The sequence below is a fragment of the Burkholderia lata genome, from assembly GCF_000012945.1.
GTDB lineage: Bacteria > Pseudomonadota > Gammaproteobacteria > Burkholderiales > Burkholderiaceae > Burkholderia > Burkholderia lata.
Genome location: NC_007510.1, coordinates 1589537 through 1604396, shown reverse-complemented (window position 1 = coordinate 1604396; position 14860 = coordinate 1589537). Strand labels below are relative to the sequence as shown.

General features: G+C 63.4%; 14 protein-coding genes and 1 tRNA gene. 1 reads left to right on the top strand and 14 read right to left on the bottom strand.

Annotated features, from left to right (window positions below; all coding sequences use genetic code 11):
- Nucleotides 1-58 precede the first annotated feature (58 nt).
- The 12 genes from pheT to BCEP18194_RS13145 form a co-directional block, all read right to left on the bottom strand.
- Entirely contained in the window at nucleotides 59-2488 is a 2430-nt protein-coding gene (gene pheT / locus BCEP18194_RS13200; RefSeq protein ID WP_011351780.1) for a phenylalanine--tRNA ligase subunit beta, read from the bottom strand.
- Between the two features lie 96 nt (nucleotides 2489-2584).
- Complete coding sequence (gene pheS, locus BCEP18194_RS13195) at nucleotides 2585-3598, bottom strand: phenylalanine--tRNA ligase subunit alpha (protein WP_041492813.1); 1014 nt, start codon at nucleotides 3596-3598, stop codon at nucleotides 2585-2587.
- A gap of 148 nt (nucleotides 3599-3746) precedes the next feature.
- Nucleotides 3747-4106, bottom strand: coding sequence for a 50S ribosomal protein L20 (rplT, locus tag BCEP18194_RS13190; protein ID WP_004192938.1), 360 nt, complete (start codon nucleotides 4104-4106; stop codon nucleotides 3747-3749).
- 29 nt (nucleotides 4107-4135) lie between these two features.
- Nucleotides 4136-4333: a 50S ribosomal protein L35 gene (gene rpmI, locus BCEP18194_RS13185; RefSeq protein WP_004191477.1), complete on the bottom strand. Its 198-nt coding sequence runs from the start codon at nucleotides 4331-4333 to the stop codon at nucleotides 4136-4138.
- Nucleotides 4334-4521: 188 nt separating this feature from the next.
- On the bottom strand, nucleotides 4522-5046 hold the full coding sequence (gene infC / locus BCEP18194_RS13180; RefSeq protein ID WP_071734130.1) for a translation initiation factor IF-3: 525 nt from the start codon (nucleotides 5044-5046) through the stop codon (nucleotides 4522-4524).
- Nucleotides 5047-5095: 49 nt separating this feature from the next.
- Nucleotides 5096-7003, bottom strand: a complete 1908-nt coding sequence (gene thrS / locus BCEP18194_RS13175) for a threonine--tRNA ligase (protein WP_011351778.1) — start codon at nucleotides 7001-7003, stop codon at nucleotides 5096-5098.
- Between the two features lie 271 nt (nucleotides 7004-7274).
- Nucleotides 7275-7351: transfer RNA gene (locus BCEP18194_RS13170), tRNA-Val, on the bottom strand.
- Nucleotides 7352-7438: 87 nt separating this feature from the next.
- On the bottom strand, nucleotides 7439-9673 hold the full coding sequence (locus BCEP18194_RS13165) for a RelA/SpoT family protein (protein WP_011351777.1): 2235 nt from the start codon (nucleotides 9671-9673) through the stop codon (nucleotides 7439-7441).
- 39 nt (nucleotides 9674-9712) lie between these two features.
- On the bottom strand, nucleotides 9713-10066 hold the full coding sequence (locus BCEP18194_RS13160; protein ID WP_011351776.1) for a RidA family protein: 354 nt from the start codon (nucleotides 10064-10066) through the stop codon (nucleotides 9713-9715).
- Nucleotides 10067-10146: 80 nt separating this feature from the next.
- A complete protein-coding gene (locus BCEP18194_RS13155; RefSeq protein ID WP_011351775.1) occupies nucleotides 10147-11043 on the bottom strand; it encodes an alpha/beta fold hydrolase in 897 nt (298 codons plus the stop codon).
- A 196-nt stretch (nucleotides 11044-11239) separates the two neighbouring features.
- Nucleotides 11240-11881 carry a CoA transferase subunit B gene (locus BCEP18194_RS13150; RefSeq protein ID WP_011351774.1) on the bottom strand — a complete coding sequence of 214 codons (642 nt, stop codon included), beginning with the start codon at nucleotides 11879-11881 and terminating at the stop codon, nucleotides 11240-11242.
- Nucleotide 11882: 1 nt separating this feature from the next.
- Nucleotides 11883-12587, bottom strand: a complete 705-nt coding sequence (locus BCEP18194_RS13145; RefSeq protein ID WP_011351773.1) for a CoA transferase subunit A — start codon at nucleotides 12585-12587, stop codon at nucleotides 11883-11885.
- Between the two features lie 223 nt (nucleotides 12588-12810).
- Here BCEP18194_RS13145 and BCEP18194_RS13140 point away from each other — a divergent pair, with 223 nt between their 5' ends.
- Nucleotides 12811-13356 (top strand): LuxR C-terminal-related transcriptional regulator, encoded by a 546-nt coding sequence (locus BCEP18194_RS13140; protein WP_011351772.1) that lies wholly within the window; start codon nucleotides 12811-12813, stop codon nucleotides 13354-13356.
- Between the two features lie 110 nt (nucleotides 13357-13466).
- Here BCEP18194_RS13140 and BCEP18194_RS13135 read toward each other — a convergent pair whose 3' ends face one another.
- Entirely contained in the window at nucleotides 13467-13898 is a 432-nt protein-coding gene (locus BCEP18194_RS13135; RefSeq protein WP_011351771.1) for an acyl-CoA thioesterase, read from the bottom strand.
- 32 nt (nucleotides 13899-13930) lie between these two features.
- Entirely contained in the window at nucleotides 13931-14713 is a 783-nt protein-coding gene (locus BCEP18194_RS13130) for an SDR family oxidoreductase (protein WP_011351770.1), read from the bottom strand.
- Nucleotides 14714-14860 lie beyond the last annotated feature (147 nt).

The following is a 14860-nucleotide window of genomic DNA, read 5'->3' as shown; positions in this document are numbered from 1 at the left end:
GCGTTAAATCAAAACTTACGATCGGAAAAGGCCGCCCGCGAGCGGGCGGACCTCCTCCTTAGCCGCGCAGACGCGCACCAGCACGAGCCATCCGCTCGACCAGCGTCTGGATCGCCTGATCGACGACCTCGTCCTGTAGCGTGCCAGCCGCGTCCTGCAGCGTCACACGGAAGGCAAGGCTCTTCTCGTGCGCGGCAAGACCACCGGAAGTATTTGATTTTGCACGAAATTCGTCGAAGAGTACAACCTTCTGAACGAATCGGCAGGCCTCTTCGGCAAGCGCCTTCTTCATTTCGTCGAAAAGTGCCTGAACCTCGACCGCCTGATCGACGACCACGGCAATATCGCGACGAACCGGCGGGAATTTCGACACGTCGGTCGGCGCGGGCAATGCACGCGCAATCAGCGCGTCCGCGTCGACCTCGAACATCACCGGCGCGTGCGGCAGCTCGTACTTCTGCATCAGGCGCGGGTGCAGTTCGCCGATCCAGCCGACCGCACGGCCATCGACTTCGATGCGCGCGCTGCGGCCCGGATGGAGGGCCGGATGCTCGGCCTTCACGAAGCGTGCGGCCGCGGGCGCGAGCAGCGCCTCGAGATCGCCCTTCACGTCGAAGAAATCGACCGGGCGGGTTTCCGCGCCCCACTGCTCGTCGAGCGCCGGACCATAGGCAAGCGCACCGACGCGCTTCGGCTGCACGTAGCCCTCGACCGTCAGCTCACCGGCCTTCGACGCCGCATCGGTAAGGAACACGCGACCGGCCTCGAACAGGCGCACACGATCCGCGCGGCGGTTCAGGTTGTGGCGCAGCACGGAAATCAGGCTGCCGAACAGCGTCGTGCGCATCACCGACAACTGGCTCGCGATCGGGTTCAGCAGACGGATCGGATGGTCGTTGCCCGCGAAATCCTGCTCCCACTCCGCATCGACGAAGCTGAAGTTGACGGTTTCCGCGTAGTCGCGCGCGGCGAGCGCGTGACGGATGTCGTGAATCGAGCGCCGCGTCTCGTTGGTCGCGCGCATTTCGCTCGTCGCGACCGGCGGACGCGCCGGGATCTTTTCGAAGCCGTAGATGCGCGCCACTTCCTCGATCAGGTCTTCCTCGATCTCGATGTCGAAGCGATGCGACGGCGGCGTGACGAGGAACGCATCGTCTTCACGCTCGAACGGCAGGCCGAGGCGCGTGAAGATGCTGGCGATCTCGTCGGCGCCAATCTGCACGCCGATGATGCGGTTCGCGCGCGATACGCGCATCTTCACCGGCGCGCGCTGCGGCAGGTTCACCGACTGATCGTCGACCGGGCCGGCCTTGCCGCCGCAGATTTCGAGAATCAGTTGCGTAATGCGCTCGACGTGTTCGACGGTCGTCGCGTAGTCGACGCCGCGCTCGAAGCGATGAGCCGCATCGGTCGAGAAGTTGTACTTGCGCGCACGGCCGCGGATGCTGTCCGGCCACCAGAATGCGGCTTCCAGGTAGATGTTGGTCGTATCGAGCGTGACGGCCGTGCTGTCACCGCCCATGATGCCGGCCAGGCTTTCGACCTGACGGCCGTCCGAAATCACGCCGACCGTTTCGTCGAGTTCGACCGTGTTGCCGTTGAGCAGCTTCAGCGATTCGCCGCGCTTGCCCCAGCGCACCTCGATACCGCCGTGGATCTTGTCGAGATCGAACACGTGCGACGGGCGGCCGAGCTCGAACATCACGTAGTTCGAGATGTCGACGAGCGCCGACACGCTGCGCTGGCCGGAACGCGCGAGGCGCTCGACCATCCACTGCGGCGTCTTCGCATGCGCGTTCACGCCACGGATCACGCGACCCGAGAAGCGACCGCACAGATCGGGCGCGGCAATGCGCACCGGCAGCGTCTCGTCGAGCTCGACGCGCACCGGGCGGATGTCGACCGGCGTCAGCGGCGCGCCGGTGATCGCGGCCGTCTCGCGTGCAATGCCGAACACGGACAGGCAGTCGGCCTTGTTCGGCGTCAGCTTGATTTCGAAGATCGTGTCGTCGAGATTGAGCGTCTCGCGGATGTCCTGGCCGACCGGCGTGTCTTCCGGCAACACCAGCAGCCCGCTGTGATCCTCGGACAGCTTCAGCTCGCGTGCCGAGCACAGCATCCCCTGGCTCTCCACGCCGCGCAGCTTCGACAGCTTGATCGCGAACGGCTTGCCGCCCTCTTCTGCCGGCGGCAGTTCCGCACCGACCAGCGCGACCGGTACCTTGATGCCGGGCGCGACGTTCGGTGCGCCGCAGACGATATTCAGCGTCGCGCCGGTGCCGGCGTCGACCTGGCAGACATTGAGCTTGTCCGCATCCGGATGCTTGACGACTTCGAGCACGCGGCCGACGACGATCTTCGACGTCGGCGGCGCAGCCTTGCTCAGCGATTCGACTTCGAGCCCCGCCATCGTCAGCGCGTGCGACAGTTCGTCGGTCGTCAGCTGCGGGTCGACAAAGGTTCTCAACCAGGATTCAGGGAATTGCATGGATGTCTACGTTCGAAACAGGTTAGATCGACGCCCGGGCCCCATCGGATCGTCCGTCGGGGCGTGCACGGGCACAGGTCGGCGCGGCGCGCGGCGTTACGCGAACTGGCGCAGGAAACGCAGGTCGTTCTCGAAGAACAGCCGGAGATCCTGGACGCCGTAGCGCAGCATCGTCAGGCGCTCGAGGCCGCTGCCAAACGCAAAGCCGATGTAGCGCTCGGGATCGAGGCCCATGTTGCGAATCACGGTCGGATGCACCTGCCCCGAACCGGAGATCTCGAGCCACTTGCCGGCGTTCTTGCCTTGCTCGAACATCATGTCGATCTCGGCCGACGGTTCCGTGAACGGGAAATACGACGGACGGAAGCGCACGAGGATGTCGTCGCGCTCGAAGAATTTTTTCAGGAAGTCGGTATAGACGCCCTTGAGGTCGGCGAAGCTGATGTTTTCGTCGATCCACAGCCCCTCGACCTGATTGAACATCGGCGAGTGGGTCGCATCGCTGTCGACGCGATACGTGCGGCCCGGCGCGATCACCTTGATCGGCGGACGGTTCATGCGCGCGTAACGCACCTGCATCGGGCTCGTGTGCGTGCGCAGCAGCAGCTGGCGGCCGTCGGCATCCTTGCCTTCGACGTAGAAGGTGTCCTGCATCGAACGCGCCGGATGGTTCTCCGGGCTGTTCAGCGACGTGAAGTTGTACCAGTCGGTCTCGATTTCGGGGCCGTCGGCCACATCGAAACCGATCGAGCCGAAAATCTGTTCGACACGCTCCCACGTGCGCATCACGGGGTGCAGGCTGCCTGCACCGGCGCCGCGACCCGGCAACGTCACGTCGATCGCTTCGGCAGTGAGGCGCTGATTCAGCAGCGCGTCGGCCAGTGCCTGGCGACGGGCGGTCAGCGCGGCTTCAACCTGCTGCTTCACGACATTGATGCGTGCACCTTCGGTCTTGCGTGCTTCGGGATCGAGCTTGCCGAGGCCCTTCAGCAACTCGGTCAGCGCACCCGACTTGCCGAGAAATCGTGCTTTCTCGTTTTCGAGCGTGGTGATGTCGGCAGCCTGTTCGAAGGACTGCTGCGCGTCGGCGACAATCTGGTCCAGATCCATAGATCCCATCATTTCCAACGTCATTCGGTCTTGGCGAGCGAAATCGCCCACCAAACAAAAAAGGGGCTCGGAAGAGCCCCGTTTTCGCTGCAGCGGCCGAGACTACCGGAACCTCGCTGCAACTAACCACGCAGTGCTAATTTCGCAATTAGGCTGCAACGGCGGCTTTCACCTGCTTGACGATCGCAGCAAAAGCAGCCTTGTCGAACACCGCCATGTCGGCCAGAACCTTACGGTCGAGTTCGATCGACGCCTTCTTCAGGCCGTTGATGAACACGCTGTAGGTCATGTCGTGCTGGCGAACTGCCGCGTTGATACGCGTGATCCACAGTGCGCGGAACACACGCTTCTTGTTGCGGCGATCGCGGTACGCGTACTGACCAGCGCGCATCACCGCCTGCTTGGCGATGCGGTAGACGTTATTGCGGCGGCCGCGATAACCCTTGGCCAGGTTGATGATCTTCTTGTGGCGGGCCCGTGCGGTTACCCCACGTTTGACTCGAGGCATGTTTCTCTCCTTAGAGTATCAGTTAGGGGTTACGCGAACGGCAGCATCGCGCGGACGGAGTTCAGATCGGAATCATGAACTGCCGTTGCGCCGCGCAGGTGACGCTTGTTCTTCGTGGTTTTCTTGGTCAGGATGTGACGCTTGAAGGCTTGACCGCGCTTGACGGTACCGCCCGGACGCACCACGAAGCGCTTTGCAGCACTCTTCTTGGTCTTCATCTTAGGCATGACGAACAACTCCAGTTTATTAGATGGCGATGGGTGTGCGGTTGGCTTGCGCCCTTGACCCGCCCTTCGAAACCCAGTCCACTTGTGTACGGCAACCGCTTGCGCAGCCGCCGTCATTGTTGGCACGCCGCCCTGACCGGGCAACGCGCCGAACCGCTGCGAACCTGCGCGCGAAGCGCGCGGGCCCGTTACTTCTTTTTCTTCGGCGAGAGCACCATGATCATCTGGCGCCCTTCCATCTTCGGCATCTGCTCAACCTGGCCGACTTCCTCGAGATCCGTGCGCAGACGCTCAAGCATCCGCATACCGATTTCCTGGTGAGCCATTTCACGGCCGCGGAAACGCAACGTGATCTTCGTCTTGTCGCCCTCTTCGAGGAAGCGCACGAGATTGCGGAGCTTGACGTTGTAGTCCCCGTCATCGGTACCCGGGCGGAACTTGACTTCCTTGACCTGGATGACCTTCTGCTTCAGCTTCGCTTCGTGCTGCTTCTTCGATTCCTGGTACTTGAACTTGCCGTAATCCATCAGACGGCAAACCGGGGGAACCGCTTGCGGCGCGATTTCCACCAGGTCAACATCCAGTTCTTCCGATTTACGGAAAGCATCAGCGAGTTTTACGATACCGAGCGGTTCGTTCTCGATCCCGACCAGACGCACTTCCGGCGCAGTGATTTCACCGTTGATGCGATGCGACGACTTATCAGTAGCGATGTTACGTTTCCTCTAAAAATTAAAAAAACGAGCCGCGCTGCCAGGGCGGTTACTTGAACGAGCGCAGGTCTTCCTGCAGACGCTCAACGAAGGCTTCGACCGGCATCACGCCAAGATCGACGCCGCCACGGGCACGCACGGCTACCGTTTGCGCATCACGCTCCTTATCGCCCACGACGAGGAGATAAGGCACCTTTTCCAGCGTGTGCTCGCGTATTTTATAGCTAATCTTCTCATTGCGCAAATCGGCCGTCACTCTAACCCCTTGTTTTTGCAACGATTGGGCCAGAGATTGCGCATATTCGGCCTGACTTTCGGCGATATTGAGCACAACTGCCTGGAACGGCGCAAGCCAGGCCGGCATCGCACCAGCGTGGTGCTCGATCAAAATCCCGAGGAAACGCTCCATCGAACCGACGATTGCACGGTGCAACATCACCGGACGGCGACGGCTGCTGTCATCCGCGACATACTCGGCGCCGAGGCGCTCCGGCAGCACCATGTCGAGCTGCAGCGTGCCGCACTGCCACGAACGGCCGAGCGCATCCTTGATGTGGTACTCGATCTTCGGACCGTAGAACGCGCCTTCACCCGGCAGCTCTTCCCACGTGAGGCCGCAGGCCGTCAGCGCGTCGCGCAAGCCCTGCTCGGCGCGATCCCACGTTTCGTCCGTGCCCGCACGTTGCTCCGGGCGCAGCGACAGCTTGATGTCGATGTGATCGAAACCGAAGTCCTTGTACACACTCATTGCCAGCGTGTTGAACGCGATCGATTCCGAGATGAACTGGTCTTCCGTACAGAAGATGTGCGCATCGTCCTGCACGAAGCCGCGCACGCGCATCAGGCCATGCAGCGCGCCCGATGCCTCATTGCGGTGGCACGAACCGAATTCCGCGTAACGCAGCGGCAGGTCGCGGTACGAACGCAGGCCGTGCTTGAACACCTGGACGTGGCCCGGGCAGTTCATCGGCTTGATTGCGTAGTCGCGCTTCTCCGACTCCGTCGTGAACATGTTCTCGCGATAGTTCTGCCAGTGGCCCGACGCTTCCCACAGCGAACGGTCCATGATCATCGGCGTCTTGATCTCGAGGTAGCCGGCTTCGTTCACGCGGCGGCGCATGTACTGCTCGACCTGCTGCCACAGCGCCCAGCCCTTCGGATGCCAGAACACCATGCCCGGCGACTCTTCCTGCATGTGGAACAGGTCGAGCTGCTTGCCGAGCTTGCGGTGATCGCGCTTTTCCGCTTCCTCGAGCATGTGCAGGTACTGATCCTGATCTTCCTTCCTGGTCCAGGCCGTACCGTAGATGCGCTGCAGCTGCTCGTTCTTCGAATCGCCGCGCCAGTACGCGCCCGCGACCTTCATCAGCTTGAAGACCTTCAGCTTGCCGGTGGACGGCACGTGCGGACCACGGCACAGATCGGTAAAGCCGCCGTGCGAATACAGCTTGATTTCGTCGCTTTGCGGAATCGACTCGATGATCTCGGCCTTGTACTTCTCGCCGATGCTGCGGAAGTAGCCCGCCGCTTCGTCACGCGACACGACACGGCGCGTCACGGGCTCGTCCTTCTTCACGAGCTCCTGCATGCGCTTTTCGATCTTCTCCAGATCTTCGGGCGTAAACGGGCGGTTGTACGAGAAGTCGTAATAGAAGCCGTTGTCGATCACCGGGCCGATCGTCACCTGCGCGTCCGGGTACAGTTCCTTCACCGCGTACGCGAGCAAGTGCGCCGTCGAGTGACGGATGATGTCGAGGCCGTCGGCGTCCTTGTCCGTCACGATCGCGAGCGACGCGTCGCGGTCGATCACGGCCGACGTATCGACGAGCTCGCCATCGAGCTTGCCACCAAGCGCAGCCTTCGCAAGGCCGGGACCGATCGAGGCTGCAACCTCGGCAACTGTCACCGGATGCTCGTATTGTCGAACTGAGCCGTCAGGCAAGCGTATCGAAACCATAGCAATCTCCGTGATGCCGACAGTGGGCGGCAGACCAGGTACGCGATATAAAAATCACGCGGGAAAATTTCGCGACAAAAAAAATGCGGCCCCGCTTTCGAGGGGCCGCATTCGATACTTCACTCAAACTGAAAGGGCGAAAGGGTTCCTCGACTAGCGTCGCTCCGAAAAGGTTTCGGTCAACGTTCGCGGTGTCATAACCGTATTCGCCTTGTTCGCGTTGAGTTATTTGCTGCATCGAACACCCGGAAGCCGGGCATTCTCAATTCGTTGGTAGGCTCGATTGGACTCGAACCAACGACCCCCACCATGTCAAGGTGGTGCTCTAACCAGCTGAGCTACGAGCCTAGTGAAGCTAAGATTATATGGAGCTGTTACCTGCTTGGCAAGTATTTTTATGCGGTCGCAGCAAAATAACGGTGTTCGAACCCCACATCACGCCTTCCGCCCCGCCCGCACGACGCCCTGTACCTCGCCGAGCAGCGTGCACGCACGCTGCACCTGCGCCGAGTTCGATACCTCGACCGTAAACTGCATGAATGCCGCATTGCGGCGGCTCTGCGTCTTCACGCCCACCACGTTCATCTTCTCGCGCGCGAATACTTCGGAGATGTCGCGCAGCAACCCTTGCCGGTCGCTCGCCTCGATCATCAGGTCGACCGGATAGACGGACACCCCGCGCCCGCCGAGCACATCGGCCGACCAGGTCGTCTGCAGCACGCGCTCCGGCGCGCGCTCGACCATCCGGCGGAACGTCGGGCAATCGGTCCGGTGGATCGACATCCCCTTGCCGCGCGTGACGAAACCGCTGATCGGATCGGGCGGCGCCGGACGACAGCAGCGCGCGAGCTGGGTCAGCAGCGCATCGACGCCTACGACCAGCACGCCGGTCGACGCACCGTGCGCCACGCTCGCGCCGCTGCTGCGCTTCTCGAAATCGGCAGGCGCCTCGGGCGCCGGCTCGGGCGGCGGCGCATCGGACAGCGCGTGCTCGACATTGCGCAGGCTGAACTCTTCCTTGCCGACGACCGAGAACAGTTCCTCGGGCGACTTGAAGCCGAGCTTCGCGGCGAGATTGTCCAGGTTGACCGACGTCTTGCCCTCGCGTTGCAGCGTCTTTTCGACGAGCGCGCGGCCATGCGAGACGTTTTCTTCCTGCTCGATCGAGTTGAACCACGCACGCACCTTCTGACGCGCACGCGGGCTCTTCATATAGCCGAGCTGCAGGTTCAGCCAGTCGCGCGACGGCCCGCCCTCCTTCACCGCGACGATCTCGACCGTCTGGCCGTTTGCGAGCGGCGTATTGAGCGGCACCATCGCGCCGTCGACGCGCGCACCACGGCAGCGATGGCCAAGTTCGCTGTGCAGGTGGTACGCGAAATCGACCGGTGTCGCGCCCTGCGGCAATGCGATCACACGCGCCTGCGGCGTCAGCACGTAGATGTGATCGTCGTCGAGCGACGTCTCGCGCAATTGCGCCCACGCCTTGTCGCCCGACTTTTCCGCGCCGTCCTCGACGTCATCCTTCCACGCAAGCAACTGGCGCAGCCATGCGATCTTCTCGTCGTACTTGTCGCTTGCCGAGAACTGGCCACCGTAGCCGCGCGCGCCGGCTTCCTTGTAGCGCCAGTGCGCAGCGACGCCATACTCGGCGAAACGGTGCATCTCCTGCGTACGGATCTGCACTTCGAACGCGCGACCGTCGTCGCCGATCACGACCGTGTGCAGCGACTTGTAGCCGTTCGGCTTCGGCCGCGAGATGTAGTCGTCGAATTCCTTCGGCACCGGCTGCCACAGGTGATGCACGATGCCGAGCACCGCGTAGCAATCCTTGATGTCCGGCACGATCACGCGAAACGCGCGCACGTCATACAGCTCGGAGAAGTCGAGCTCCTTGCCGCGCATCTTGCGCCAGATGCTGTAGATATGCTTCGGCCGGCCGCTCACGTCGGCCTGGATGTTCGCGTCCGCCAGCTCTTGCTGCAACCGGTCGATCGCCTGCGTGACGTACGCTTCGCGCTCGATGCGCTTCTCGTCGAGCAGCTTCGCGATCCGCTTGTAGGTGACCGGATCCTCGAAGCGGAACGCGAGATCCTCGAGCTCCCATTTCAGTTGCCAGATACCCAGACGGTTCGCGAGCGGCGCATAAATTTCGAGCGTCTCACGCGCGACGTCGGGCGGCGGGTCGATCTTCGCCGCCGCGTAGTAGCGCAGCGACTGCAAGCGGGATGCGAGCCGGATCAGCACCACGCGGATGTCTTGCGCGAACGAAAGCAGCATCTTGCGCAGCGCCTCGATCTGCGTACGCCGCTCTTCCGCCGCATCGCGCCCCGCATCGGGCACCGCATTCTGCGCGGCACGCAGGCTGACGGTACCGAGTCGCAACAGCTTGCGCACGTCGGACACGAGCCGCGCCACTTCGTCGCCGAAACGCTCGGTGAGTTCGCGCTCGGGGTCGCTCAGGTGCGGTGTCAGTACGAACAGCGCAGCCGCCTGCATCGCGGACGGGTCAACGTTCAGCGTGCGCATGATCGACGCCGTGCCCGCCGAGTGATCGGCGAGCAGCTCGCCCGACGACAGGCGCACGTCGCCGGCCCGCTCGCGCACGAACGCGAGCACGTCGTCGAACGACGGTGCCGCGACGGGGGAGGCGGAAACGGACTCGGTCATTGCTCGGCCTGGCGGAATGCGATCATCGTCGGGTTACGTTCAGCTCCGCTGGGCAGCAACGACCACGATCTCGACGAGCAGCGCCGGATCCGCAAGCTTCGCCTCGACGGTGGCACGCGGCGGCGTGTTGCCGTGCGCGACCCATGCATCCCACTCCGCATTCATGCCTTCGAAGTTTGCCAGATCCGAGATGTAGATCTGCACCGACAGCAGATGCGCCTTGTCGCTGTTCGCTTCGGCGAGCAGGCGATCGATGTGGCCGAGCACTTCGCGCGTCTGGCCCTTGATGTCCTGCGTGGTGTCTTCGGCGATCTGGCCGGCCAGATACACGGTACCGTTGTGGATCGCGGTTTCGGAGAGACGGGCCCCGACGTGGTGACGAATGACTGCCATGGAATGTTCCGGTCGTGAATGGGTGAGAAATCGGGCGGCGGCACGGCCCGCGTGCCGCCGAACCGCATATTATGACGCGTTTATGCGCCGCCTTCGACGAAAAACCGCCGCGCGAGGGCAATCTGGCTTGCGTCGATGAACGCCGGCGCGTGGCCCGCCCCTGGAATCTCGGCATGCGTCACATGCCGGCCGCGACGCACCATGTCGGCCACCGTCTCACGCGACAGCAGATCCGACGTCTCGCCACGCACGACGAGCAGCGATGCGTTCGTCGTCTCGATCGCGTGCCACAGCGCGGCCTCGCCGAGCGCCGCCAATTCGGGCGTCGTCGCCTTGAACGGCTCGGCGATGCGCGGATCGTAGCGGATCGTCCAGCCACCTTCGGGCAGTTCGCGCAGCAGCGGCCCGTTGATCTCGCGCCACTCGTCGGTGGTCAGCGCACCGAACGGCAGCGACAGCGACGTCAGATAGTCGATGCCCTCCTGCTGGGTCGCAAAGCGCGGCTGCACGCCGAGATATTCGCCGATGCGCGTCAGCGAATCAGGTTCGATGCGCGGGCCGACATCGTTGACGATCATCCGGCGCAGCGGCGAACCGGGCAACCCCGCGAACGCCATGCCGATCAACCCGCCCATCGACGTGCCGAACCAGTCGACCGACTCCACGTCGAGTCGCGCAATCAGCGTCACCATATCGGCCACGTATTGCGGGATCGCATAGAGCCGCGGATCGGCCAGCCAGTCCGACTGGCCGCGCCCGACGACATCGGGGCAGACGACGCGATACGTATCGGACAGCGCAGCCGCGAGCCGGTCGAAATCGCGTCCGGAACGGGTCAGGCCATGCACGCAGACCAGTACGCGCCGGTTGGCGGGATCGCCCCACTCGGTATAGGCGACGTGGTGAAGGCCGGCAGCGCTCGCACACTGCACGCGCCGCTGGCGAGGAACCTGGGAATTCGCTGGGGTCGTTGGCATCGTTGGCATCCTGTCGAACGGGGGCGACGCGCGGGGCAACGCTTGCGACGCCCGATGCAAACGATTGTAAACCGCTTCAGCCGTACGGGTCCGCTCATCGGGCACCCGACAATCGACCTGACGTTGACAATGACAAACGCCCCGCATGCCGTCGTCCGGCTTGCGGGGCGCTGAAGCCGCGCGTACGCGCGGAACCTTATGCGACCGCGCTGATGTCGAGCGGCGCGCCCGTCTTCGCCTGGATCTCGTCGGCGCTCACGCCGTCGGCGAGCTCAAGCACCTTCAGGCCGGACGGCGTCACTTCGATCACGCCGAGATCGGTGATGATCAGGTCGACCACGCCGACACCCGTCAACGGCAGGTTACATTCCTCGAGGATCTTGTGCTGGTCGCCCTTCGCGACATGCTCCATCAGCACGACGACGCGCTTCACGCCGGCGACGAGATCCATCGCACCGCCCATCCCCTTGATCATCTTGCCGGGGATCATCCAGTTCGCGAGGTCACCCTGCTTGCTGACCTGCATCGCGCCGAGGATCGCCAGGTTGATGTGGCCACCGCGGATCATCGCGAACGAATCGGCCGACGAGAAGATCGACGAGCCCGGCAGCGTCGTGACGGTCTGCTTGCCGGCGTTGATGAGATCGGCGTCGACTTCGTCTTCGGTCGGCGACGGGCCGATGCCGAGCAGGCCGTTCTCCGACTGCAGCCACACCTCGACGCCTTCCGGCACGTGGTTCGCAACGAGCGTCGGCAGGCCGATGCCGAGGTTCACGTAGAAGCCGTCCTGCAGTTCCTTCGCCGCGCGCGCGGCCATCTGGTCACGATTCCAGGCCATGTCAGTCTCCTTTCGCGCGTACGACGCGTTGTTCGATGCGTTTTTCGGGCGTCGCGTTCAGCACGATGCGCTGCACGAAAATCCCCGGCGTGTGGATGTGGTCCGGATCGAGCGCGCCGTTCTCGACGATCTCCTCGACCTCGGCGACGGTGATCTTGCCGGCCATCGCACACATCGGGTTGAAGTTGCGCGCGGTGCGGCGAAAGATCAGGTTGCCGGACTTGTCGGCCTTCCAGGCCTTCACGAGCGCGACATCGGCCGTCAGCGACGGCTCGAGCACGTAGTGGCGATCGCCGAACTGGCGCGTTTCCTTGCCTTCCGCGATCACGGTGCCGTAGCCCGTGTTCGTGAAGAACGCCGGGATGCCCGCACCGCCTGCACGCAGCTTTTCGGCGAGCGTGCCTTGCGGCGTGAATTCGAGCTCGAGTTCGCCGGCCAGGTACTGGCGCTCGAACTCCTTGTTCTCGCCGACGTACGACGAGATCATCTTCTTGATCTGGCGCGTTTCCAGCAGCAGCCCGAGGCCGAAACCGTCGACGCCTGCGTTGTTGCTGATGCAGGTGATGCCCTTGACGGCCGTATCGCGCAACGCCGCGATCAGCGCCTCCGGAATCCCGCACAGGCCGAAGCCGCCCACCGCGAAGGTTTGCCCATCGCGGACGATCCCTTCCAGCGCGGCAGCCGCGCTTGGATAGACTTTGTTCATCAGTTGTCCCTTCCTCTATGGAAACCAGCGAAACCGGTTCACGCGCCCACGTGGCCCGCAAGCCCGCCGCATCATTCTATGCATGCACGGCAATGCCTGCGTCGAGGCGCGCTGTTTTTATACCGCGGCAAACCGCCACGAGATGCCTGAAAGGGTACGATGCGGCGCGGATGCGGCACAATACGCAAAAATACATAAGCGTTTGCCTCCGCTTGCCTGCGCCATGCCTGCTCTCGATTACCAGACTGCCTTCCTCCTCGCGCCGCTCGGCCTCGTCCTGTCGCGCGACCGCGTGATCGAGGACTGCAACGACGCGCTCGCGTCGATCTTTCGCTGCGCGCGGGCCGACCTGATCGGAAAATCGTACGAGGTGCTCTACCCGTCGACGGACGAATTCCAGCGAATCGGCGAACGTATCGCGCGCGTCATGGCGGCGAACGGCATCTACTCGGATGACAGAATCATGAAACGGGCGGACGGCGAGCTGTTCTGGTGCCACGTCACCGGCCGCGCGATCGACCGCACCGCGCCGCTTGCGGCGGGCGTGTGGACCTTCGAGGATTTGAGCGCGACGCGTCGCGTCGCCGTCGAACTGACCCCGCGCGAGCGCGAGATCGCCGCGCAGCTCGCGACCGGCAAGACCAGCAAGCAGATCGGGCGCGTGCTCGACATCAGCTCACGCACGGTCGACATCTACCGCGCACGGCTGATGCGCAAGTACGGGACCAACAATACGCCCGAGCTGCTGCAGCGCCTGCTCGGGCAGTGAATGACGGCGCCCGGATGACAATCGGCCGCACAGGGCGGCCGATTCGGGAAACAACGGGCATGGCGCGCCGCCGGCGACCTGGTGCCGGCCCGGCCTCGCGGAATCGACGCTCAGCCGACCTTCGCCGCGAGCGCGCGCTCGATCGTGTCGCGCAGCAACTGGGGCAACGGTACCGACTTGCCGAGCGCGTAGTCGACCCACACACATCGCGCATTGCCGCGCGCGTAGACATGCTGCGGATCGTCGGCGCGCGTGAGCTCGAAACCCGTGTCGAAGCTGCTACGGCCGGGTTTCGCAGCCGACATCCTCGCGATCACGTCGCCCGGATAGTGCAGCTGCTTGAGAAACTCCATCGACGCCGTGACGATGACGGGCCCCTGCCCCTCGCCATTGCCGCCGGCGATGCCGAGCTCCTCGAACCACGAGATCCGCGCCTGCTCCATGTAGCGGAAATAGACCGTGTTGTTCACATGGCCGAACGCGTCCATGTCGCCCCAGCGGATCGGCATCGACATCTCAAAAACGGGGGAATAATCACTCATTGCAGTCTTCTTTGTTGCTGAATGTCATCCGCTCAGGCGAGGCCGAAGCCGTCGTCGGCGGAGATAATCGAGCCATTGATGAACTGCGACTCGTCGGCCGCGAGCAGCAACAACAGCCCGTCGAGATCCTGCGGCTTGCCGACGCGCCGGCGCGGCAGCATCGACTGCAGCTTCTGGCCCTGCTCGGTTTCCCACAGGTAATGATTGATTTCGGTATCGATATAACCAGGACAGATCGCGTTGACGTTGATCCCGTGGCGCCCCCACTCGAGCGCCATCGCGCGCGTCATCTGCACGACCGCCGCCTTGCTCATCGCGTACAGGCCGATCTGCGGAAACACGCGCAGCCCGGCCACCGACGCGATGTTGATGATCCGGCACGGCGGCTTGCCGTTGCCGCTTCCGTTCGCGCGCATGATCATCCGCTTCGCGACTTCCTGCGCGACGAAGAATGCGCCGCGCGTGTTGGTGTCGAATACGAACTCGAAATCGGCCGGCGTCACGTCGACGAGCTTCTGCATCGTCGAGACGCCCGAGTTGTTCACGAGGATGTCGATCGTACCGGCTTCCGTCTCCGCGTGCGCGACCGCCGCCTTGATGCTCTGGACGTCGGTTACGTCGAGCGACACGACGTGCGCGGCACCGCCCGCCGCCTCGATCTCGGCACGCAGCTCCTTCAGGCGCTCGACCCGACGGCTCGCAAGCACGACCTTCGCACCGGCCTGCGACAGCACCTGCGCAAACCGCTGCCCGAGGCCGCTCGACGCGCCCGTGACCAGCGCAACCTTGCCTTCCAGATTGATCGACCGACCCATTTGCACTTCCCCTTTCGATGTCGTTTCGCCGCCACGGACAATACGGCCCGAACGGCATTACCCTAGCACGAAAATAGAACGATCGTGCTAATCTAGCCGCATGCTGTTGCGGCAAGCGTTTCGTTTCGCAGACAATACGCTCCCGAA

What these genes read in the sequence shown, in the direction of transcription:
- pheT (WP_011351780.1), bottom strand. Translation starts at nt 2,488, where the DNA reads ATGCAATTCCCTGAATCCTGGTTGAGAACCTTTGTCGACCCGCAGCTG.
- pheS (WP_041492813.1), bottom strand. Translation starts at nt 3,598, where the DNA reads ATGGATCTGGACCAGATTGTCGCCGACGCGCAGCAGTCCTTCGAACAG.
- rplT (WP_004192938.1), bottom strand. Translation starts at nt 4,106, where the DNA reads ATGCCTCGAGTCAAACGTGGGGTAACCGCACGGGCCCGCCACAAGAAG.
- rpmI (WP_004191477.1), bottom strand. Translation starts at nt 4,333, where the DNA reads ATGCCTAAGATGAAGACCAAGAAGAGTGCTGCAAAGCGCTTCGTGGTG.
- thrS (WP_011351778.1), bottom strand. Translation starts at nt 7,003, where the DNA reads ATGGTTTCGATACGCTTGCCTGACGGCTCAGTTCGACAATACGAGCAT.
- BCEP18194_RS13165 (WP_011351777.1), bottom strand. Translation starts at nt 9,673, where the DNA reads ATGACCGAGTCCGTTTCCGCCTCCCCCGTCGCGGCACCGTCGTTCGAC.
- BCEP18194_RS13160 (WP_011351776.1), bottom strand. Translation starts at nt 10,066, where the DNA reads ATGGCAGTCATTCGTCACCACGTCGGGGCCCGTCTCTCCGAAACCGCG.
- BCEP18194_RS13155 (WP_011351775.1), bottom strand. Translation starts at nt 11,043, where the DNA reads ATGCCAACGACCCCAGCGAATTCCCAGGTTCCTCGCCAGCGGCGCGTG.
- BCEP18194_RS13150 (WP_011351774.1), bottom strand. Translation starts at nt 11,881, where the DNA reads ATGGCCTGGAATCGTGACCAGATGGCCGCGCGCGCGGCGAAGGAACTG.
- BCEP18194_RS13145 (WP_011351773.1), bottom strand. Translation starts at nt 12,587, where the DNA reads ATGAACAAAGTCTATCCAAGCGCGGCTGCCGCGCTGGAAGGGATCGTC.
- BCEP18194_RS13140 (WP_011351772.1), top strand. Translation starts at nt 12,811, where the DNA reads ATGCCTGCTCTCGATTACCAGACTGCCTTCCTCCTCGCGCCGCTCGGC.
- BCEP18194_RS13135 (WP_011351771.1), bottom strand. Translation starts at nt 13,898, where the DNA reads ATGAGTGATTATTCCCCCGTTTTTGAGATGTCGATGCCGATCCGCTGG.
- BCEP18194_RS13130 (WP_011351770.1), bottom strand. Translation starts at nt 14,713, where the DNA reads ATGGGTCGGTCGATCAATCTGGAAGGCAAGGTTGCGCTGGTCACGGGC.